This is a genomic window from Pseudomonas sp. AL10 (genome assembly GCF_029960685.1).
GTDB lineage: Bacteria > Pseudomonadota > Gammaproteobacteria > Pseudomonadales > Pseudomonadaceae > Aquipseudomonas > Aquipseudomonas lactis.
This window is the reverse complement of record NZ_JASBQZ010000011.1, coordinates 69,030-89,872: the sequence shown is the minus strand read 5'-3', so window position 1 is coordinate 89,872 and position 20,843 is coordinate 69,030. Positions and strand designations below refer to the sequence as shown.

At 59.1% G+C, this 20,843-nt stretch carries 16 protein-coding genes; 10 read left to right on the top strand and 6 right to left on the bottom strand.

The features are described 5' to 3' along the window. Positions 1 to 44: 44 nt before the first annotated feature. The 4 genes from QK296_RS13610 to QK296_RS13595 all read left to right on the top strand — a co-directional run bounded on the left by QK296_RS13610 (position 45) and on the right by QK296_RS13595 (position 3,771). Positions 45 to 218, top strand: coding sequence for a hypothetical protein (locus tag QK296_RS13610; RefSeq protein ID WP_282391034.1), 174 nt, complete (start codon positions 45 to 47; stop codon positions 216 to 218). Positions 219 to 239: 21 nt separating this feature from the next. Next, positions 240 to 1,709, top strand: coding sequence for a ribosome biogenesis GTPase Der (der, locus tag QK296_RS13605; RefSeq protein ID WP_003194008.1), 1,470 nt, complete (start codon positions 240 to 242; stop codon positions 1,707 to 1,709). A gap of 134 nt (positions 1,710 to 1,843) precedes the next feature. Further along, the gene (locus QK296_RS13600) at positions 1,844 to 2,992 is read left to right on the top strand and encodes a pyridoxal phosphate-dependent aminotransferase (protein WP_032900867.1); all 1,149 of its coding nucleotides are present in this window, start codon (positions 1,844 to 1,846) and stop codon (positions 2,990 to 2,992) included. Then, positions 2,980 to 3,771 carry an amidohydrolase gene (locus QK296_RS13595; RefSeq protein WP_003194006.1) on the top strand — a complete coding sequence of 264 codons (792 nt, stop codon included), beginning with the start codon at positions 2,980 to 2,982 and terminating at the stop codon, positions 3,769 to 3,771. Before QK296_RS13600 ends, QK296_RS13595 begins: the two co-directional genes overlap by 13 nt. Positions 3,772 to 3,938: 167 nt before the next feature. On the opposite strand, the gene leuA is transcribed toward QK296_RS13595, so the two are convergent. From leuA to QK296_RS13570, 5 genes are all read right to left on the bottom strand, one after another. Then, complete coding sequence (gene leuA, locus QK296_RS13590) at positions 3,939 to 5,618, bottom strand: 2-isopropylmalate synthase (RefSeq protein WP_014719812.1); 1,680 nt, start codon at positions 5,616 to 5,618, stop codon at positions 3,939 to 3,941. A 399-nt stretch (positions 5,619 to 6,017) separates the two neighbouring features. Continuing rightward, complete coding sequence (locus QK296_RS13585; RefSeq protein ID WP_282391033.1) at positions 6,018 to 9,890, bottom strand: membrane-targeted effector domain-containing toxin; 3,873 nt, start codon at positions 9,888 to 9,890, stop codon at positions 6,018 to 6,020. Between the two features lie 471 nt (positions 9,891 to 10,361). After that, positions 10,362 to 11,183, bottom strand: coding sequence for a M23 family metallopeptidase (locus QK296_RS13580; RefSeq protein ID WP_282391032.1), 822 nt, complete (start codon positions 11,181 to 11,183; stop codon positions 10,362 to 10,364). Positions 11,184 to 11,186: 3 nt separating this feature from the next. Continuing rightward, on the bottom strand, positions 11,187 to 12,566 hold the full coding sequence (gene xseA, locus QK296_RS13575; protein ID WP_003194002.1) for an exodeoxyribonuclease VII large subunit: 1,380 nt from the start codon (positions 12,564 to 12,566) through the stop codon (positions 11,187 to 11,189). 10 nt (positions 12,567 to 12,576) lie between these two features. Next, positions 12,577 to 13,467, bottom strand: coding sequence for a LysR substrate-binding domain-containing protein (locus QK296_RS13570; RefSeq protein WP_282391031.1), 891 nt, complete (start codon positions 13,465 to 13,467; stop codon positions 12,577 to 12,579). A 101-nt stretch (positions 13,468 to 13,568) separates the two neighbouring features. Here QK296_RS13570 and QK296_RS13565 point away from each other — a divergent pair, with 101 nt between their 5' ends. The 6 genes from QK296_RS13565 to QK296_RS13540 all read left to right on the top strand — a co-directional run bounded on the left by QK296_RS13565 (position 13,569) and on the right by QK296_RS13540 (position 19,915). After that, positions 13,569 to 14,336 carry a sulfite exporter TauE/SafE family protein gene (locus tag QK296_RS13565; RefSeq protein ID WP_003194000.1) on the top strand — a complete coding sequence of 256 codons (768 nt, stop codon included), beginning with the start codon at positions 13,569 to 13,571 and terminating at the stop codon, positions 14,334 to 14,336. A 137-nt stretch (positions 14,337 to 14,473) separates the two neighbouring features. Beyond that, the gene (locus QK296_RS13560) at positions 14,474 to 15,022 is read left to right on the top strand and encodes a hypothetical protein (protein WP_003193999.1); all 549 of its coding nucleotides are present in this window, start codon (positions 14,474 to 14,476) and stop codon (positions 15,020 to 15,022) included. 104 nt (positions 15,023 to 15,126) lie between these two features. Next, positions 15,127 to 16,596 carry an IMP dehydrogenase gene (guaB, locus tag QK296_RS13555; RefSeq protein WP_003193998.1) on the top strand — a complete coding sequence of 490 codons (1,470 nt, stop codon included), beginning with the start codon at positions 15,127 to 15,129 and terminating at the stop codon, positions 16,594 to 16,596. Between the two features lie 80 nt (positions 16,597 to 16,676). Continuing rightward, entirely contained in the window at positions 16,677 to 18,254 is a 1,578-nt protein-coding gene (guaA, locus tag QK296_RS13550; protein ID WP_003193997.1) for a glutamine-hydrolyzing GMP synthase, read from the top strand. A 187-nt stretch (positions 18,255 to 18,441) separates the two neighbouring features. Beyond that, complete coding sequence (locus QK296_RS13545) at positions 18,442 to 18,687, top strand: helix-turn-helix transcriptional regulator (protein ID WP_003193996.1); 246 nt, start codon at positions 18,442 to 18,444, stop codon at positions 18,685 to 18,687. Beyond that, complete coding sequence (locus QK296_RS13540; protein ID WP_003193995.1) at positions 18,680 to 19,915, top strand: type II toxin-antitoxin system HipA family toxin; 1,236 nt, start codon at positions 18,680 to 18,682, stop codon at positions 19,913 to 19,915. The genes QK296_RS13545 and QK296_RS13540 overlap by 8 nt, the downstream gene beginning before the upstream one ends. Before the next feature lie 38 nt (positions 19,916 to 19,953). On the opposite strand, the gene treR is transcribed toward QK296_RS13540, so the two are convergent. Then, entirely contained in the window at positions 19,954 to 20,658 is a 705-nt protein-coding gene (treR, locus tag QK296_RS13535; RefSeq protein WP_003193994.1) for a trehalose operon repressor, read from the bottom strand. Between the last annotated feature and the right edge of the window lie 185 nt (positions 20,659 to 20,843).

The window sequence follows — 20,843 nt, the reverse complement described above, 5'->3', positions numbered from 1 at the left end:
AACCCCCAGGCGGCCCTGCTTCAATGCTCTGTGTAGGAGCGAGCTTGCTCGCGAAGGACGTCAACGATAACGCGGGTTTTCTGGATAAACGCGGCGTTCTCGGTTTTTTCGCGAGCAAGCTCGCTCCTACAGTAGTAGTGCCAGAGCAGGGCATGTGGTATTTCAAATGCCGCCCCGAGCACCAGCCGCTGCCCTGCAGCGGCTTTTGTATTTTCTGAAATAACGAAGTGGAGAGCCGCATGGTTCCCGTAATCGCCCTGGTGGGCCGACCTAACGTCGGCAAGTCCACCTTGTTCAACCGCCTGACCAGGACTCGTGACGCCATTGTCGGCGACTTGTCCGGTCTGACCCGTGATCGCCAATACGGTGAGGCAAAGTGGCAAGGGCGCTCCTACATTATTGTCGACACCGGTGGTATCTCCGGTGACGAGCATGGCATGGACGAAAAGATGGCCGAGCAGTCGCTGCTCGCTATCGAAGAAGCCGATGTGGTGCTGTTTCTGGTGGACGCCCGCGCGGGCTACACCGCTGCCGACCAGATGATTGGCGAGCACCTGCGCAAGCGCAACAAGCGTTCCTATCTGGTCGCCAACAAGATCGATAACATCGATCCTGAGGCGGCCCGTGCCGAATTCAGCCCGATGGGCCTGGGTGACGCGATCCCGGTCGCCGGTGCTCACGGTCGCGGTATCACCCAGATGCTGGAAATCGCCCTGCGCGACTTCCCCAAGGATGATGTCGAGGAAGAAGAAGGCGAAGAAGAGATCGTTGCTGAAGGCGAGGAAGCCAAGCGCATTCCGGGTCCGAGCGAAAAAGACGGTATCAAGATCGCCATCATTGGCCGTCCGAACGTCGGCAAGTCGACCCTGGTCAACCGTATGCTCGGTGAAGACCGCGTTATCGTCTACGACCAGCCCGGTACTACCCGCGACAGCATCTACATCCCGTTCGAACGCAACGAGGAAAAGTACACGCTGATCGACACGGCCGGTGTGCGCAAGCGCGGCAAGATCCACGAAGAAGTTGAAAAGTTCTCCGTGGTCAAAACCCTGCAAGCCATCAAAGACGCCAACGTGGTGATCTTCGTGATGGACGCCCGCGAAGGCGTGGTAGACCACGACCTCAACTTGCTGGGCTTTGCCCTGGAAGCCGGTCGCGCCCTGGTGATCGCGATCAACAAGTGGGACGGCATGACGCCGAGCGAGCGTGATTTCGTCAAGATCGAGCTGCAACGTCGCTTGTTCTTCGTCGAGTTCGCCGATATCCACTTTATCTCGGCACTGCACGGCACTGGCGTGGGCAACCTGTACGCGTCCGTCCAGAACTCGTTCAAGTCTGCGGTCACCCGCTGGCCGACCAACCGCCTCACCCAGATCCTGGAAGACGCGGTGGGCGAGCACGCACCGCCGATGGTCAACAACCGCCGGATCAAACTGCGTTACGCCCACTTGGGTGGTGCCAACCCGCCGATTATCGTGATCCACGGTAACCAGATCGAGAAGGTGCCCAAGTCGTATGTGCGTTACCTGGAAAACACCTACCGCCGTGTCTTGAAGCTGGTCGGTACGCCGATCCGTATCGAGTTCAAGGGTGGCGATAACCCATACGAAGGCAACAAGAACACACTGACCGACCGTCAGGTGAACAAGAAGCGTCGTTTGATGACTCACCACAAGAAGGCCGACAAGAAGCGCCGTGACAAGAAATAACGGCAGCTTTGAGTGGTAAGCGACACGCTGCAAAAAAGGGCTCCTTTGGAGCCCTTTTTTGTGCGCGACCGTTTGTGCCTTGACCCGATGCAATAGGCAGCTTAAAACTTGGGGCTCACCTGCAGGGGCTTTTGATGATCACCAGTAAGCTGCCAAACGTCGGCACGACCATTTTCACCACCATGTCACAACTCGCCGCTGAAACTGGCGCGCTCAACCTGTCCCAAGGTTTCCCGGATTTCAATGGCCCGCAAGGTTTGCTCGACGCAGTGGGCAGGCATATCGCTCTGGGTCACAACCAATACGCGCCCATGACCGGCTTGCCCGTGTTGCGTCAGCAGGTGGCCGCCAAGATTGCTCGCAGTTATGGCGCCACAGTCAATGCCGACAGCGAGGTGACCATCACCCCTGGTGCCACGGAGGCGATCTTCTGCGCGATTCAGGCGGTGATTCATCATGGCGATGAAGTCATCGTGTTCGACCCCAGCTACGACAGCTATGAGCCCTCGGTGGAGCTGGCCGGTGGTCGTTGCGTGCACGTGCAACTGAGCCTGGACGGTTTTGCCCTGGACTTCGAGAAGATCAAGGCGGCGCTGTCACCGCGCACCCGCATGATCATCATCAACTCGCCACATAACCCCACCGGCGCACTGATCAGCCGCGCCGAGCTGGACCAGTTGGCCGAACTGATCCGCAACCGTGATATTTATCTGGTCAGCGATGAGGTCTACGAGCACCTCGTATTCGACGGTGTGCCCCACGTCAGCGTATTGGCCCATCAGGAACTGTATCAGCGCGCCTTTGTGGTCAGCTCCTTCGGCAAGACCTATCACGTGACCGGCTGGAAAACCGGTTACGTGGTCGCGCCGCCGGCCCTGACGGCCGAACTGCGCAAGGTGCATCAATATGTCAACTTCTGCGGCGTGACCCCTTTGCAGTACGCTTTGGCGGACTTCATGGCCGAACACCCGGAACATGTCGAAGAGCTGCCGGCCTTCTATCAGGCCAAGCGGGACCTGTTCTGCGACCTGCTGGCGCCATCGCGCTTGAGCTTTACCCGGGTGACCGGCACTTACTTCCAACTGGTGGATTACTCGCAGATTCGCCCAGACCTGGATGACGTGGCCATGTCCCTGTGGATGACCCGCGAACATGGCGTGGCGACCATTCCGGTTTCGGTGTTCTACCAGCACCCACCCCAAGGCCAGCGCCTGGTGCGCCTGTGCTTTGCCAAACGCGAGGAGACGCTGCGACATGCGGCGCAAAAACTATGCGTGATCTGAGTACATTGCCCAATCTGAACATTGCCCTGGTGCAGACGAGCCTGGCCTGGCATGACCGCCAGGCCAATTTCGAACACTTCGAGTTGCTGCTGGAGCAGGCCAAAGGCGCCGACTTGATCGTGCTGCCAGAGATGTTCACCACAGGGTTTTCCATGGAATCAGAAAGCCTCGCCGAGCCGGAAAACGGCCCCACCCATCATTGGCTCCAGGCCCAAGCGGCAAAGTACCAGGCCGTGATTACCGGCAGTGTGATCATCCAGGCCGCCGATGGCAGCCACCGCAACCGCTTGCTGTGGGCGCGGCCGGATGGCGAGGTGTTGCATTACGACAAGCGCCACCTGTTCCGCATGGCCGGTGAACATGACCATTACACCCCAGGCGAGCGCCAGGTGCAGTTCGAATTGAAGGGTTGGCGCATTCGCCCGCTGATCTGCTACGACCTGCGCTTCCCGGTGTGGAGCCGCGATGCCCAGGATACGGACCTGCTGCTGTACACCGCCAACTGGCCGGGTGCGCGGCGTCAGCATTGGAATCGGCTGTTGCCGGCGCGGGCGATTGAGAACCTGTGTTACGTGGCGGCGGTGAATCGGGTCGGCACGGACGGTAAGGGCTTTGCCTACACCGGCGATAGCCAGGTGCTGGATTTTCAGGGGGAGACGTTGCTGAGTGCGGGTGAGGCGGATGGGGTGTTCCAGGTGATCCTGGATGCGGCGGAGCTGGCGGCTTACCGTACGCGGTTCCCGGCGAACCTGGATGCCGATAGTTTTCAGTTTGTCTAAGGCTCTGAGATTGTTCCCACGCTCTGCGTGGGAACGCCTCTTGGGACGCTCTGCGTACCGCTTCTAAGGGCGGACGCAGAGCGTCCAGGGCTGTATTCCCACGCAGAGCGTGGGAACGATCAGGCCCCTGGATTCTCACCCAGGGGCCTTTTGCATTACGGCAATGCTTACGCGGCTTTGGCTTCCAACTGGCTCAACGAACGGTTCAACGCACTGAACAGCGCCTTGAAGCTGGCGGTAGTGATGTTTTCATCGATCCCCACACCATGCACCGGGCGTTCGCCGTTCACGCGCAGTTCAATATAGGCCGCTGCCTTGGCATTGGTACCCGCACCAATCGCGTGCTCGTTGTAGTCCATGATCTCCACGCCAATCGGCAGGCCCGCTACCAGCGCTTCCAACGCACCGTTGCCTTTGCCCTTCCAATGCAGGTTGGTTTCGCCCTGGCCTTTGCCGGAAACTTCCACCTCGACAAAGCTGTTGCCATTCTCTTCCTGCAGGCGGTGGCTGACCAACGCGTACGGCGTGTTGGCTTGCAGGTATTCACGCTGCAGCAAGGCGTAGATCTGTGGTGCGGTCATCTCCAGGCCCACGCGGTCGGTTTCGGCCTGTACCACCTGGCTGAACTCGATCTGCATGCGACGCGGCAAGCTGATGTCGTATTCCTGCTCCAGCAGGTAGGCGATACCGCCTTTACCCGACTGGCTGTTCACACGGATCACCGCCTCGTAGCTGCGGCCAATATCGGCCGGGTCGATCGGCAAGTACGGCACTTCCCACAAGGCATCGTCTTTCTGCTGGGAGAAGCCTTTACGGATCGCGTCCTGGTGCGAGCCGGAGAACGCGGTGTGTACCAAGTCGCCGACGTATGGGTGACGTGGGTGCACCTGGATCTGGTTACATTCCTCGACCACTTTGCGTACGCCGTCGATGTCGGAGAAGTCCAACTGCGGGTCCAGGCCCTGGGTGTACATGTTCAGCGCCACGGTGACCAAATCGACGTTACCGGTGCGCTCGCCGTTGCCAAACAGGCAGCCTTCAACACGGTCGGCACCGGCCATCAGGCCCAGCTCGGTGGCCGCCACGCCAGTGCCACGGTCGTTGTGGGTGTGCAGGCTGATAATCACGCTGTCGCGACGGTTGATATGGCGACCGAACCACTCGATCTGGTCGGCATAGATATTCGGCGTGGCGCATTCAACCGTGGCGGGCAGGTTGAGGATCATCTTGTGCTCAGGCGTGGGGTTCCACACCTCGATCACTGCGTCACAGACTTCCTTGGCGAATTCCAGCTCAGTGGCGCTGAACGTCTCTGGGGAGTATTCGAACGTCCACTGGGTTTCCGGCTGCTGGGCAGCGTACTTGACGAACAGCTTGGCCGCGTTGACCGCGATGGCCTTGATGCCGTCCTTGTCCTGGTTGAACACGATGCGGCGGAACGACGGCGAGGTGGCATTGTACAAGTGCACAATGGCTTTCTTGGCGCCGCGCAGGGATTCAAAGGTGCGTGCGATCAAATCTTCACGGCCCTGGGTCAGCACCTGGATGGTGGTGTCCTCGGGGATGTGGTTGTCTTCGATCAGGGTACGCACGAAGTCGAAGTCGGTTTGCGAAGCAGCCGGGAACGAGGCTTCGATTTCCTTCACGCCAACGGCCACCAGGGTCTTCCAGAAGCGCAGCTTTTTCACCGCGTCCATCGGCTCGATCAGCGACTGGTTGCCATCACGCAGGTCGGAGCTGCACCAGATAGGCGCTTGGGTGATGGTCTTCGACGGCCAGGTACGGTCCGGGATGTCGATGGTCGGGAACGCGCGGTATTTCGAAGACGGGTCTTTGAGCATGCTCATCGGGAAATCCTTGGTTGTAGGGGCCGAGAAAAGGCGGCCTGCCGTAGAACTGTTATTGGGGATAAAACTTGAGGACGAGGCAGATCGATTCAGCCTGGCAGTCGTGCGCTGACTAGGCACAGGCTGCGGTGCTGGCGGAGCTGAATGAGGGTGTGAGAGGTTTTCATAAGCCCAACCCTAACCGTGGCCAAGTGAGATGGCAAGGTGGCCAGGAAAAATTGATAGATTTTCTGTGTAAAACAAGCTTTATAGATATTTATTGCTAATAATATCTTATGTTCTTCACATTGTTGCGCTGCTGTAGGTGGTGGCGCAATTTTGGTCATGAGGTTTTCACGTGTCCCAGCATGCGACAGTGAGAGGCTCACCATCGCGCAAACAACGCACGACGGTGATTGCTCAAGTGACTTTATGGAAGATCTGATAATCCCCTACCGTGAGGCTATTCGTGACGTTAGCCCCGGGATCTCTCGGGATTGATGGGCCGCTGATGGCAACACTTTTGTTGAATGTTGTGTCGGGGTACACGCCTATGCCCACCCCTCCATTGAGTTCCGCCAGACCTGGAACGTTTCGGGCCGTGTTCATATGGGCCCGGCCTACCAAGGCGAGTACTTTTTCGCCCGGCTTGCGTGTTTCCAAGATACGGCTCGCGAAGTAATTGAATTCTTGCAGGCGAGTAATACCTTCGTCGTTGTCCCCAACGTACTTATAGAAATCGGGCATATCCGATCGGCGGGTCAAGTAGTGGTGCTCGAGGGATTTGACGGTGATTCCATTGTCATTGGCAAGTTGAACCAGTTCCGAGAGCGTGGGAGACGCGCCTTGAGGACGGTGGGCCCCCATGCCCACATCCATGAGCTGGCCCGCGGCATTGGTTTCGACATTCTCAAGATAAAGTGTGGTAACCCCAGACTCTTTGAGGGCCTGCATATTCTCTTTGAGCATCTGGAAACTGGCGATTTCGTTATGGCGCTCGCCCAGTACCACCACATCAGTGATTTCGTAGGCCTTACGCAACAGGTCGGCCGGCGAGGTGCCGGGTGCGAGCTCCAGCCGGGGCGGGCGCGGCGGCATCTGGCCTTGAGTGAGCATGTTCTTGTAGAAGTTATACAAATCCCGCCTGAACCAATACCTGGCCACAGGCAAGGTTTTAGCGGTGAAGTCGGCTTCGACCAGCCGCCCTCTGTTGAGGCTGAAATACTCGGCGTCTGGTAACGCTGGTCGGGCAGGGGCCCCGGCGCCTGTCGTCGAAGTTCCCGGTGTCGGCGTGGGGGCTCCACCGGGCAGTTGATTCAGGCGCCATTCACCGTTGCCCGCATGTTGTACAGAGGCGACGATCCTGCTGCTTTTGGGCGCAGTTGATGGGACGTTCGGGTCGATGATATTGACCCAGCCACTGCGAGCGTGAAAGGCTGAATCGATCTGATAAACCCTCCTCACGCGGGTACTGTCGGTAAATCGGATGAACCACTCGTCGCCAACGTTATAGGTACCGTCACTCCTGAGCGTCCGACCGTTGATCATGTCGCCAGGCCTGGCGTACGCACTCAAGTCGCGCTCTGGAATGACGGCGTCGTTGGGCGTGCGTGAGCCGGCAATAGTGTTGCCGGTGCTGGCGAAGGGGCGCGCCGGCACTGGGCTGACGGGCGCAGGCAGTGCTCTTGGCCCAGGGCGCGGGGTAATCGCGCCTGTGGCCGTCGACGATTTGAATACCGGGCGCATGGGGGCCGCGCGAACATTGGAGATACCCGACGCAGACAGAGTGAAATCACTGTAGATCGCCCGTCCCAGGCCGGGTCTTTTGATCAGGTGTGGCAACACTCTGCTGTTGGCACGCAGTGCGCTGATGCCGGCTTTGCCCAGACGAAAACCCGCAGACACGCCCTTGCCAGCCACGGGTATCAGGTCAGTAAAGATCAATGCCACTTCAATGCCGAACTCGATTTTGTTCTTGAGCGATTGCCGTGCGACCTGCGCACTGCTTACGGACTGGTGATCCGCTCGGTCGATCGCCATCTGTACGTGTTGCTTGTACAGATGGTCTTGGAAATCACCTTTTATGGGCTCAAGGCGAGTGGCGCCTCCCAGCAGCTTGACCGACGAAACCACCAGTTCGGGGGACATCAATTTCGTTGGGTTGTACGCAACTTCTTTAAGCGCTCCCTTGAACTGATCGATCTCATCTTTACTGACCGGTGATTTTCTTTGCGCGATATAGGTTGCCCACTCTTTTTTCTCCAGGAGGGTGTTGAGGGCCGTGTGATCCGCCACTTCGCGATAAGTAATGCCGTCGGGAGCCTTGGGGGTGTACAGCACCAGTGATGGATCTGTCTGGTTGCCGATCACCATTACGCCCTGCACCGCTAGCCCCCTGTGGAGCAGGCTGTTGGCGACGATGGTTTTCCCATCGACTTGAGGGCGGGTGGCCGGGTCGGGGTGAGTCAGTACCGCATCCGCCCACTGCGCCGCGCGTTTATGGATGTTGTCGCTGGCCAGTTCCGTATAGGCGTCGGGGCTGAGTTCTGCCAGAAACGCCTCTTTGTCCATCGCGTCTGCCAGATGAGCTTTCCACGCTGTGCGCAAGAGCACAGCGCTCCCCGATGGGGCATCTGGGGCCATTTCCTGTTTGAGCAGTTTGGTGTATTCGCCCCCGACATCGGTGGTATTGACCAGTGCCTTGAGATCGTCGGTATCCAGGGTAACCGGCTTGCCGCTCAGGTCTCGCACAGGCTTGCCGTGCTTGTCGCGCAGAGGCAAGGTCATTTTCTCATCGGTGTATACACCTCTTTCGACGGCAGGGAAGCCACTGGGATTCTTCAGCGCCAAGTCGGTCAGGGACACCGCGTCTTGTTTCGAATAGAGGGGTTGGCCAGTCCCTCTCCCACCGTGGATGGCGGTGCGGGTGTGGACCTGCACCATGAGTTGATCCGCATCGATTTCTGCTGCCGGGTATCGCTGTTTGATGGCTGCATTCAGGCGATCACGGGCGAAGGTGTTCAGCGCCGGGATTTTTTCAAGCAGGGGCGTCAGCGCATCCAGGCTCTGTTCCTGCGCCTTTTCCAAGTGCAAAAACAAGGCTTCTTGAAAGGGGCTTAGATTTTTCAACCATTCGGGTTGGAGTTTGTCGGTCAGTTTGGCGTCCCGGGCCAGCATGGCGTTGGTGCCATCGATGAGGTACGACCAATCGGCCGCATTATCGATACCTTCCAATGTGGCACTGTCGAGAAGAGGGTTGACGGTTTTGCCTGGCGCCAATGCTGTGCTCAGGTGGGTATTAATGTCTGCCCGCTGGCGTTTGAGCATCCAGGGGATGGATTGCGCCAACACATCCCCGGCCGATGGCTCGACACTGGACATCAGATCTTTTCCGGTAATAGGATCGGGCCGGTTTTGCAGAGCCGGGGGCAGGCCTTGCAGGAGCAACTTGGCCTCGACACCGCCCTGGTCCAGGCGGCTGGCCAAAGCCTGGCGCGCCTGGGCCGGGGTTGCGAATTCCTCGAAACCTTCGCTGGGCGTGTACATCACGACGGGGCCATTGTCATCGTTGAGCGCAAGTGCGCGCCCATTCGGCCAGGTGGGCGGCGTAGCATATGAGCCGTCTTTTCGGGTGATGAGAAAGGCCCCTGGCAGCATCGCGCCATGTTCCGTTTGGTCATCCACAGTGACGGGGTACACCCCAAAGCGATCACCGTCGGTGAAGCGTTTTTCTCGGTCTTGCAGGGTGGGGTAGCGCAATGCGGAGTCGATCAGGTCTTTGCCGGTCGCGCTCAGGGTGCCATCGCTCAGGCGCAGTGAGGCGAGGATCGACAGCTGCTTTTTGTGCAGGAACAACAGTTGCTCTTGCGGCGGCATCTGGAGAGTCGGCTGATTTTCCACCGGCCGCGGTGTGCTCCAGTATTCTTCAAGCGCCTGCGGGTATTGCGTGGCAATGCTGCGAGCAATGGATTGCAGTGTGCCTTCGGTAAAGACCGGTACCGCCAGGTCGGCAATGGTTCGTCGATGAGTGAATTGAGTGCTTATGCCCCGCTCCGGGCGCATCAACGCATTCGGGTTGGCCTGGATGTCGCGGATCATCCTGGCCAGCGCAGTCATCAGGGGTTCTGAAGAGGCCAGTGATTCGCGTCCATCGCCCACGCGGTAGCGATTGAAACTGAGCATGTCGGTATCCAGCGGCCTGATCGCGGGGAACGCCTCCTCAAGTTGCGCCTGCACAAAGGCCTTGAAGCCGGGTTGCTGGCTGTGCAGGCGTTGCATGTCTTCAGTCAGCATCGCGTGTTCAGTGGTGAACTGTATTTCATTGCTGGGTTTGAAATGCTTCACCAACTGTTGGTATCGCATTTTCGCCGGGGTTATACCTGACGAGGCGGGAGTAGGCGGGTGATCGGGGGCGTAATTGGCGGCGGCGGGCAAGGGGACTGATGCAGGTTGTTGCAGAGTTGCGGGTGGTGTAGGCGGGCTGGTCGGGGGGGTACCGGGTGAGGCGTGAGATGAGGTCAAGAGGTTTTGCGAATGTCGCTCTGACAGTGCTGGGGTAAGGGACATGGAAAGAGTCTCATGGGAATTGGATCTCCAATGCTCAGGTCCTGCTCATTACGTCCGTGTAAATCGCTGGTTGAGTGAGTCTCGGGTGTCGGATGGTTCATCGCAAAAGTGTAAGAAGATCACAGTGCATTGCAGCGAACCTGCGGCAGATCAGGCGTCAGCGCAGGAAATCACTGACGCCCCTCACGGCCACGGTATTCAGGGTTGAAACGCGCCGATAAAAATCGCCGGATCTACCCGCGCATCGTTCAGGCTGACGTTCCAGTGCATATGCGGCCCAGTGGCCCGGCCTGTCGAGCCTACTTTGCCGACTACCGCACCGCGCACCAGTTGCTGACCCACCCTCACATCGATCTTCGACATATGGCAGAACATGCTGATAAACCCCTGGCCATGGTCGACAAACACGGTATTGCCGTTGAAGAAGTAATTGCCGACCAGAATCACCTTGCCATTGGCGGGTGTCTTGATCGGTGTGCCGGCCGGTACGGCGAAGTCCAGGCCCGAGTGCGGGTTGCGCTCTTCGCCGTTGAAGAAGCGTCGCACGCCGAACTTGCTCGACAGCGGCCCGTTCACCGGTTTATCCAGCACCAGATTGCTCGGCAAATTCGGGCTGAAGCTGCGGTAAGCCTTGAGCTGCACTGCCAATTCGCCTTCGATGCGCTTGAGCTGGGCCGGGTCGGGGTTGACCTGGCTTTTGTTCTTCAAGGTGATGCGTTGTTCCGGATACTTCTTGTAGCCGACGATAAACGGCAGGTTGCGCCCCCCGCTGCTGATGCGCTCGTTGCCAGGCTTGACCGTCAACGGGATGCCGACAATCGCCAGCCAGTTGTCCTGCTCCTTGACCACCAGCACCGGCTTGCCCTGGTAGGTGGCTTTTGGCGCCGTGGCCGAAGGGCCTAGTTCGACGACGGCCACGCCGCCAGGCACGGGTTTGTTCAGGGCTCGCGTGATGTAGCTGTCGGCGTGGGCGTTAAACGTGAGGCACAACAGCATCAACAGGCTCAGTAGGCGTGGCATCGATCAATCCAATAATGAAAGGGTGACGGGTGTCAGGTGGTTGTCTTCCACCCGCACTTGCAATTGGCCTTCGCCCAGGCGCGCGGTGAGGCGCTGGCCGGTGTGGGTTTGCGCGGCATTGCGAATCGCCTGGCCGCGCTCGTCCAACAGGATGCTGTAGCCACGGCCCAGGGTCGCCAGCGGGCTGACCACCTGCAACGTCTGCACCTGGCTCTGCAGTTGCAGGCGCCGCGCCTTGAGACCTTCGCGCATGGCGCGGGGCAGGCGTTCGGCGAGGCTGTCCAGGCGCTGGCGCAAGAGGGCCAGTTGACGGCCAGGATGTTGGCCGGCGAGGCGGGTTTCCAGGCGGATCAAGCGCTCGCGACGGGTATTGAGGCTGCGCTCAAACGCACGGCGCAAGCGCATGTCCAGGTCATCCAGGCGCTGGGCCTGTTGGCGCAAGCGCTCACCAGGGTGACGCAAGCGGCGGGCCATGCCTTCCAGGCGCAGGCGGCTGTGGCTCAGGCGGTTGCGCATCAGCATCACCAGGCGGCGCTGCAAATTTTCTACTTGGCGCACCAGATGGCTGGCGTCTGGGGCCAGCAACTCGGCGGCGGCGGAGGGGGTAGGGGCGCGCACGTCCGCCACGAAGTCACTGATGGATACATCGGTTTCATGGCCGACGGCACTGACGATGGGGGTAACACAGGCATCAATTGCGCGAGCCACCGCCTCTTCGTTGAAACACCAGAGGTCTTCCAGGGAGCCACCGCCACGGGCCAGGATCAGCGCGTCGAAACCGCGTGCGTCGGCGAGTTTCAGCGCCCGCACAATCTGCGCGATTGCTTCGCGGCCTTGCACGGCGGTAGGGATCAGGGTCAGTTCAACGTTCGGCGCACGGCGGCGGAACACGCTGATGATGTCGCGAATCACCGCGCCGGTGGGTGAGCTGATAATGCCGATGCGCCGAGGATGCACCGGCAGCGCCACTTTGCGTTCGGCACTGAACAGGCCTTCGGCGCTGAGCTTTTCCTTCAGTGCATCAAAGGCCAGGCGCAGCGCACCATCACCGGCCGGCTCCACGGTATCGAGGATCAGTTGGTAATCGCCACGGCCCTCGAACAACGAGACCTTGCCGCGCACCTTCACCGCCAGGCCGTCCTTCAACGCCTGGCGTACCCGCGCCGCGTTATTGCGAAACAGCGCGCAACGCACCTGGGCGCCACTGTCCTTGAGCGTGAAGTACACATGGCCGGAGGCCGGGCGGGCGAGGTTGGAGATCTCGCCTTCCACCCAGATATTGGTGAACACGTCTTCCAGCAACACCCGCGCACGGCCGTTGAGTTGGCTGACAGTCAGGACTTCGCGGTCCAGGCCCAAGCGGGCAAAAGGATCTTTAATCATGGGCGGCAGTTTATAGGCATTCGTGCAGGGTTTGACAGAATTGCTCCACCAGCGCGTTTGGCGCTTGCGCGCAGGCCAGGGCTACGGTGCTGTGGCAGTCCGGGTCGGCCAAGGGCAAAAAATGCACGTTGGGCGGGGCGATGTCCTGCATGGATTTTGGTAACAAGGCAATGCCAAAACCGGCCTGGATCAATTGCAACTGCGTGGTCTTGCGCGACATCACCCGCGCTGCCTTGGGGAAAAAACCTGCACGCATGCACAATTCGGCCGACAGATAACTCAGCCCGCCGCGCTGAGGATGGGGGATCGAGATAAACGCTTGGTCCTTGAGTTGCGCCAACTCCACCGCTGCGTCGCTGCGTGCCAACGGGTGACCTGTCGGCACCGCCAGCGCCAACGGCTCGGTGTACAACGGCACCACGCGCACGCCTTCGCGCTGGCGCAACACCGGCAACCGCAGCAGGCCGACGTCCAGTCGCCCCTCGGCGATTTCCTCCAGTTGGGCTTCGGAGGAGAGCTTGACGATATCCATCGACACACCCGGACAGCGCTCCAGCCACGTGCTGATGCCTTGCAGTAACGCGCCGCTCATCGGCACGGTACTCGAGTGGCTCAGGCGCAGAGTGCCGAGTTGGCCCTGGCCCACTTGCGTCGCCAGGTCGCTGGCCTTGAGCAACTCACTCAGCAGGTTGCGCGCCCGTGGGTAAAAGGCTTCGCCGGCGGCCGTCAGCCGTGGCTGGCGTGCAGTGCGTTCGAACAGCGGGGTTTGCAGTTGTGATTCCAGCTCCTTGATCTGCCGGCTCAACGCCGATTGCGCCACGAACAGGCGTTGGGCCGCGGCACTGAAGCTACCGCTGTCGGCGATTTCGACGAAATAACGCAGTTGGCGAGTGGAGATCAAAAGTCATGCCTTTTTGAGATGGGTAGCGAGCTTTGAAGATATTAGTCGCAACACTCCTCGATGGCTAAAGTGAGTGGCATCTGAAATAGAAGGAATAAGTCATGAGCCCGGTGGAGTTGATGAGCCAGTGGTCGTTCGGCGGTGTGGATTGGCTGGTGATCGGCCTGGGTGTGGCGGTGGCTTACATCGTGTTCGGCATTGCCGGGTTTGGCACCGCGCTGGTGGCGGGGCCGATCCTGATTCTATTCATGCCGCTGTCGAAGATCATCCCGTTGCTGGTGCTTCTGGACTTTGTCGCGGCGTTTGGTGGCCTGCTGCAAACGCGGCGCGATGTGAACAAGCCAGAACTGTTGCGGTTGCTGCCCTGCATGGCCATCGGCTGCACCCTGGGGGTGGTGTTTTTGCTCAACCTGCATTCGGACCTGCTGCTGTTGTTGATGGGGCTGTTTATCAGCGCCTACGCGATTTACAGCCTGGCGGTGAAAGCACGGCCCAGTCAGCTGGCGGCGGGGTGGTCGATTCCCATGGGCACTGTGGGTGGCCTGTTTGGTGCGCTATTTGGCAGTGGCGGCTTTTTATATGCGATCTATCTGAATAGCCGTTTGCCCAAGGACGCAGCGCGGGCCACGCAAAGTGCGCTGATCAGTTGCAGCACGGTTGTGCGTTTGAGTCTGTTCCTGATTGCCGGGGTTTATGCAGATTGGCCGTTATTGATGTTGGCGGTTTGCCTGTTGCCAGCGATGGCCCTGGGGCTGTGGTGTGGGCGCAGGCTGACGATGCGGCTGTCTCGTGAGGCGTTCGTGCGGTTGGTGACCTGGTTGGTATTGGCCAGTGGTATTGCGTTGATCGGGCGGTATGTGAGTACTTGACCTGATTTTTTCAGGGATTAAGCTGCCGTCCTCCCGGGCGTCATCGCGGGCAAGCCCGGCTCCCACACTGGAATGCGATCAACTGTGGGAGCCGGGCTTGCCCGCGATGGCGCCAGTAGCCACACCGCAGGACTCCCATGAATTCCCAAAGCATCCTTGTCCCGAAAATCTCCACCTTGCCCGTCCACGAACCCCGCGCCCGGGCGATTGTGCGCTGGCTGGTGCGCAAGAACATCATCAAGGAAGAGCTCACCACTTGCGGCCGCACCGGCAACCGCATGGGCTACGCCCTGGCCGATGGCGCCCGCGCCGTGGTGCTGCATCCCGAGGCGTTGCCGTTCAACGAGCCGGTCAATGGCTTGGAGATCATCTATAAGCGTTGCATCTATACCCCGGCCAAGGGCTTTCTCGAGGAGGCCGGTTGCCCGGAGTGCCTGAAGGAGGTCGGAGAAGCGCTGTTCGAAAGCCTGGAAGACTGGATGCCCGGCCACACCGATAACTTCACCTGCCCGCTATGTGGGCATGAAGACGACATTAATGGCTTTTTATTCTTGCAGGAGTGCGGGTTTTCCAACCTGGGCTTCATTTTCAACAACTGGGCGGAGGCGGGTTTCAAGCAGAGCTTTATCGACGAGTTTGCCGATTGGTTGGACCAGAAGGTGAGCTGGGTCAAAGTCGAGCTTTAAACCATCTATCACTATTACCAAGTTTGTCAGAGTTTTACATTGAGCCCGGCAGGGTGCATGTATATAATGGCGCGCTTCCATTTTCCCGCTCGGGAGCCCCCGCGATGCTGCGTATCAGCCAAGAAGCTCTGACATTCGACGACATTCTCCTAGTGCCCGGTTATTCCGAGGTGCTTCCTAACGAAGTCAGTCTCAAGACCCGCCTAACCCGTGGCATCGAGCTGAATATTCCCCTGGTTTCCGCTGCCATGGACACCGTCACCGAAGCCCGTCTGGCCATTGCCATGGCTCAGGAAGGCGGCATCGGCATCATCCACAAGAACATGACCATCGAGCAGCAAGCTGCCGAAGTGCGCAAGGTCAAGCGTTACGAAGCCGGTGTGGTGAAAGATCCGATCACCATCGAAGCTGACGCCACCGTGCGTGATCTGTTCGAACTCACTCGCATGCACAACATCTCCGGCGTCCCGGTGCTGCACGATGGCGACCTGGTCGGCATCGTCACTTCCCGTGACGTGCGTTTCGAGAACCGCCTTGAAGTGACCGTCCGCGAAGTGATGACGCCTAAAGAGCGCCTCGTCACCGTCAAGGAAGGCGCCGACAAGAACGATGTGCGCGAACTGCTGCACAAGCACCGCATCGAGCGCGTGCTGATCGTCGACGACAAATTCGCCCTCAAAGGCATGATGACCGTCAACGACATCGAAAAAGCCAAGGCTTACCCGCTGGCCAGCAAGGATGACCAAGGTCGTCTGCGCGTTGGCGCTGCGGTTGGTACCGGTAAAGACACCGGTGACCGCGTCTCGGCCCTGGTTGCTGCCGGTGTTGACGTGGTGGTGGTCGACACCGCTCACGGCCACTCCAAAGGCGTGATCGACCGCGTGCGTTGGGTCAAGCAGAACTTCCCTGACGTACAGGTGATCGGCGGCAACATCGCCACCGGCGCTGCCGCCAAGGCCTTGGCCGAAGCTGGCGCCGATGCAGTCAAGGTCGGTATCGGCCCAGGTTCCATCTGCACCACGCGCATCGTTGCCGGTGTGGGCGTGCCGCAAATCAGCGCCATCGCCAACGTCGCCGCTGCCCTTGAAGGCACGGGCGTACCGTTGATCGCCGACGGTGGCATCCGGTTCTCCGGTGACCTGTCCAAGGCCATCGTTGCCGGCGCCTCGTGCGTGATGATGGGCTCGATGTTCGCCGGTACCGAAGAAGCGCCAGGTGAGATCGAACTGTTCCAGGGCCGTTCGTACAAGGCTTACCGTGGCATGGGTTCGCTGGGCGCCATGTCCCAGGCGCAAGGCTCTTCCGACCGTTACTTCCAGGACTCTTCGGCAGGCGCCGAGAAGCTCGTACCGGAAGGTATCGAAGGCCGTGTGCCATACAAAGGCACCCTGAGCGCGATCATTCACCAACTGATGGGCGGCCTGCGTTCCTCGATGGGTTACACCGGCAGCGCCAACATCGAAGAAATGCGCACCAAGCCAGAGTTCGTGCGAATCACCGGCGCCGGCATGGCTGAATCCCATGTCCACGACGTGCAGATCACCAAGGAAGCGCCAAACTACCGTGTAGGTTGAGCCTTCCAGCAAAATGTTAAGTAACCGGGGCTGTTCTTCAGCCCCGAGTTGTTTCTGATTCATTAGACGAGACTGACTTCATGGCCCTCGACATTCACGCCCACCGCATCCTGATCCTCGACTTCGGTTCCCAGTACACCCAACTGATCGCCCGCCGCGTGCGTGAAATCGGCGTGTACTGCGAACTGCACCCGTTCGACATGGACGATGAAGCGATCCGCGAATTCGCACCCAAAGGCGTCATTCTCGCCGGTGGCCCCGAGTCCGTTCACGAAGCCAACAGCCCGCGCTGCCCGCAAGCGGTATTCGACCTGGGCGTGCCGGTATTTGGCATCTGCTACGGCATGCAGACCATGGCCGAGCAACTGGGCGGCAAGGTTGAAGGTTCCGAGCTGCGTGAATTCGGTTATGCCCGTGTGGACGTGGTTGGCAAGAGCCGCCTGCTGGACGGCATCGAAGACCACATCGACGCCGACGGCCTGTTCGGCCTCGACGTATGGATGAGCCACGGTGACAAGGTCACCAAAATGCCGGAAGACTTCCACATCCTGGCCAGCACCCCGAGCTGCCCGATCGCTGGCATGTTCAGCGACGAGCGTCGCTACTACGGCGTGCAGTTCCACCCGGAAGTGACTCACACCAAGCAAGGCGGGCGCATCCTGTCGCGCTTCATCCTCGACATCTGCGAGTGTGAAGCCCTGTGGACCCCGTCTAAAATCGCTGAAGACGCCATCGCCCAAGTGCGCGCCCAGGTCGGTACCGACAACGTGCTGCTCGGCCTGTCCGGCGGCGTTGACTCCTCGGTTGTGGCGGCCTTGCTGCACAAGGCCATCGGCGACCAGCTGACCTGCGTATTTGTCGACAACGGCCTGCTGCGCCTGCACGAAGGTGAGCAAGTGATGGCCATGTTCGCCGAGAACATGGGCGTCAAGGTGATCCGCGCCAACGCTGAGGACCAGTTCCTCAACAACCTGGCCGGCGAGTCCGACCCGGAGAAGAAGCGCAAGATCATCGGTCGTACCTTCATCGACGTATTCGATGCCGAGTCCACCAAACTGGACAACATCAAGTACCTCGCCCAGGGCACCATCTACCCCGACGTGATCGAGTCGGCCGGCGCCAAGAGCGGCAAGGCCCACGTGATCAAGTCCCACCACAACGTGGGTGGCCTGCCTGAGGAAATGAACCTCAAGCTGGTAGAACCGCTGCGCGAGCTGTTCAAGGACGAAGTCCGCCGTCTGGGCCTGGAACTGGGCCTGCCGTACGACATGGTCTACCGCCACCCATTCCCAGGCCCGGGCCTGGGCGTGCGTATCCTCGGTGAAGTGAAAAAGGAATACGCCGACCTGCTGCGTCGTGCCGACCACATCTTCATCGAAGAACTGCGCAAGGCCGACTGGTACCACAAGGTCAGCCAGGCGTTCGTGGTGTTCCAGCCGGTGAAATCGGTTGGCGTTGTAGGCGATGGCCGTCGTTACGCATGGGTTGTTGCGCTGCGTGCCGTAGAGACCATCGACTTCATGACGGCGCGTTGGGCTCACCTGCCTTACGAACTGCTGGAGACGGTCAGCGGCCGGATTATCAATGAGATCGAAGGTATTTCGCGCGTTACTTATGACGTGTCGAGCAAGCCGCCGGCGACGATTGAGTGGGAATGATCCTGCGATAGCAGGTGAGGACTGAATAACAGAACCCCGGCCATGTGCCGGGGTTTTTGCATGTTAGGCGAGTAGGTTAGAAGAACTCATCCTCTGTACATCAAGGAAGCTGTTCACTACAAAATGCATTGTATATTATGCAAAATTGTAATTTATGAGGTTTTGCATTGTATAGGATGCGATATAGATGGAGGATCTAGGAATTCTGATCAAAACCCTGCGAAAGTCCGCAGGCCTTTCGCAAAGTCAGCTAGCACAGCGGCACGGCATGAGTCGCGCCACCATCTCGGGGATCGAAAACAATACCATCCCTGAAATAGGTATTCGCAAGGTCGCAGCGATTCTTGAAGGCTTGGGATACGAATTGACCGCCACCCCCAATCCTCGACGCATGACTCTCGACGAATTGAAGGCAGGAGGTGTCCATGACTAGCCAACGTGATCGGTTGTACATCGGCACCAACGGTGTGCCTGCTGGAACGCTCGGGCGACGTAATGAAAATCAGCGTGACTCGATTTTTTCGTATAACGACACGGTGGCCCAAGAGCAAGCAGTGTCCTTGACCATGCCGGTGCGCCTGGAAAGCTACAACTGGGAGTACGGCATTCACCCGTTGTTTGAGATGCACATTCCTGAAGGGCATCTCAAGGCCGAACTCGTACGGCGTTTCAGCAAATCGGTGCGCGGTTTTGATGACTTTGCTTTATTGGGCATCGTAGGTCCGCACCAATTGGGTCGTATCAGCGTTGCCCATCAAGCGGGTGATGCGTCGTTGCCTGGGGTCAAGCTGGCTGACCTGCTGGTGTACGACGGGGCTGAAGACCTGTTCGATGAGCTTCTGAAAACCTACGCCGCTTATTCAGGGGTGTCGGGCGTTCAGCCGAAAGTGCTGGTTCGCGATGTTGGCGATATGGCTGCTGATATTGAACGTCTTACCCACAAGGGCGCCACGCATTTGGTAAAGGCGTTCAATGAGTCGGACGTTCCTCAGTTGGCGGCCAATGAATTTTTCTGCATGCGTGCCGCATACCATTGTGGTCTTGAGGTGCCTGAGGTCCAGCTCAGTCATAACGGGAAGTTTCTGGTAGTGAAGCGGTTCGACATCGGTGAAAACGCCTACCTCGGATTTGAGGATATGTGTGTTCTATCGGGATGGGGAACCGGGAAAAAATATGACGGCAGCTATCAAGGGTGCGCAAAACTGATCAGGTCATTTGTCACGCCAAGCCGGGTAGCCAGGGCTCTTGAAGACTTTTTCATAATGGTGGCGCTCTCGGCCGGTATTCAGAACGGTGATGCACACCTGAAAAACTTCGGCTTGCTTTATGAAAACTGCGCCGAGGATGCCGATGTCTGGCTTGCCCCCGTTTATGACCTGGTGACCACTACGGTCTACGCCGGCAACGACATCATGGGGCTGTTGCTTGGCGGTTCGAAGGCGTGGCCAAAGCGCAAGATGCTTGTGCAGTTCGGGCGCAGTTCGTGCAGTTTGACGCAGGCGCGCTGTAACGAATTGCTCGCCAGAGTGGACGATGGCATGAGTCGCGCCATGGCGGAGCTATCCGAGTATCGAAGTACCCACCCGGAGTTCGAAGCCGTGGGGGAAAAGATGGCCGGCGCATGGGCAGCAGGCTTGGCCAGGAGTATCTCGGTGTCGTGAGGGGCCGGGTTTAAGCGAGCCCCAGGGAGCAGCCGGGTTTAGCGCCGTGCCACATCCGAAAAATAAAACTTATCCAACGTATGTCGCGACTCGGTGTACTCGAACTGCCTTCCATCCTGCAAGAACGTCTGGTTGCTCACCACAATCACATGGCTTTGCCCATCCAGATCCAGATGCGCCTGGTCGTCCTTGCTGCGCGGCAAGGCTTCGATGGTGCGCTGCGCATAGCTGATCTGCAGCTGCAGCGTTTGCTCGATAAACGCGTAGATCGACTGCTCGGCGATGTCGTGATCCAGGCCGGGAATCAGGTCACTGATGAAGTGGTTGATGTCCAGGATCACCCGTTTGCCACCGATGCGGCGTACCCGCTTGATGCGCGTAATGAGGGTGCCGGGCTCGGCCTCGATGTGCTGCAGCAGTGAGCCTTCCAGTGGAATCTGGGTGAACTCGACCACCTCGGTGCGTACGTCATCACCCAGGTCGGCGTGGGTTTCGTGGAAGCTGACGATGCCGCCCAGTTGGAACTCGATCGGGTTGGGCGACAACACAAAGGTGCCCTTGCCGTGGATTTTTTGTGCAAAGCCACGTTCCTGCAACTGCTCGATGGCGCGCCGCACGGTGCCACGGCTGGCCTGGTAGGCGTCCATCAGTTCGGTTTCGGAGGGAAGGCGCGTACCGCGCTGCAGGCGCTCGGTGGTGATGCTGGCAAGCAGATCCGTATAGATCTGGTTGTATTTGCTCATGGGATGGCTCTTGCCCGGCGTTATGAAGGTGGACTGCGCGTTCAAGGCAGGAACCATAGTGGCAGAGGTGGGGTTTGTCCATTGGACGGAGGTACGAGCCGGGGAAAAATCTGACAGAAAGCTCGCAGGCATAAACAAAAGTGTAACTCGTACAGACGAGTTGTTGATTTAACTCGTACAGACGA

Bases quoted from the DNA above. Each gene is read 5' to 3' on its own strand.
- der (WP_003194008.1), top strand. From the start codon at position 240: ATGGTTCCCGTAATCGCCCTGGTGGGCCGACCTAACGTCGGCAAGTCC.
- QK296_RS13600 (WP_032900867.1), top strand. From the start codon at position 1,844: ATGATCACCAGTAAGCTGCCAAACGTCGGCACGACCATTTTCACCACC.
- QK296_RS13595 (WP_003194006.1), top strand. From the start codon at position 2,980: ATGCGTGATCTGAGTACATTGCCCAATCTGAACATTGCCCTGGTGCAG.
- leuA (WP_014719812.1), bottom strand. From the start codon at position 5,618: ATGAGCATGCTCAAAGACCCGTCTTCGAAATACCGCGCGTTCCCGACC.
- QK296_RS13585 (WP_282391033.1), bottom strand. From the start codon at position 9,890: ATGCTGACTGAAGACATGCAACGCCTGCACAGCCAGCAACCCGGCTTC.
- QK296_RS13580 (WP_282391032.1), bottom strand. From the start codon at position 11,183: ATGCCACGCCTACTGAGCCTGTTGATGCTGTTGTGCCTCACGTTTAAC.
- xseA (WP_003194002.1), bottom strand. From the start codon at position 12,566: ATGATTAAAGATCCTTTTGCCCGCTTGGGCCTGGACCGCGAAGTCCTG.
- QK296_RS13565 (WP_003194000.1), top strand. From the start codon at position 13,569: ATGAGCCCGGTGGAGTTGATGAGCCAGTGGTCGTTCGGCGGTGTGGAT.
- QK296_RS13560 (WP_003193999.1), top strand. From the start codon at position 14,474: ATGAATTCCCAAAGCATCCTTGTCCCGAAAATCTCCACCTTGCCCGTC.
- guaB (WP_003193998.1), top strand. From the start codon at position 15,127: ATGCTGCGTATCAGCCAAGAAGCTCTGACATTCGACGACATTCTCCTA.
- guaA (WP_003193997.1), top strand. From the start codon at position 16,677: ATGGCCCTCGACATTCACGCCCACCGCATCCTGATCCTCGACTTCGGT.
- QK296_RS13545 (WP_003193996.1), top strand. From the start codon at position 18,442: ATGGAGGATCTAGGAATTCTGATCAAAACCCTGCGAAAGTCCGCAGGC.
- QK296_RS13540 (WP_003193995.1), top strand. From the start codon at position 18,680: ATGACTAGCCAACGTGATCGGTTGTACATCGGCACCAACGGTGTGCCT.
- treR (WP_003193994.1), bottom strand. From the start codon at position 20,658: ATGAGCAAATACAACCAGATCTATACGGATCTGCTTGCCAGCATCACC.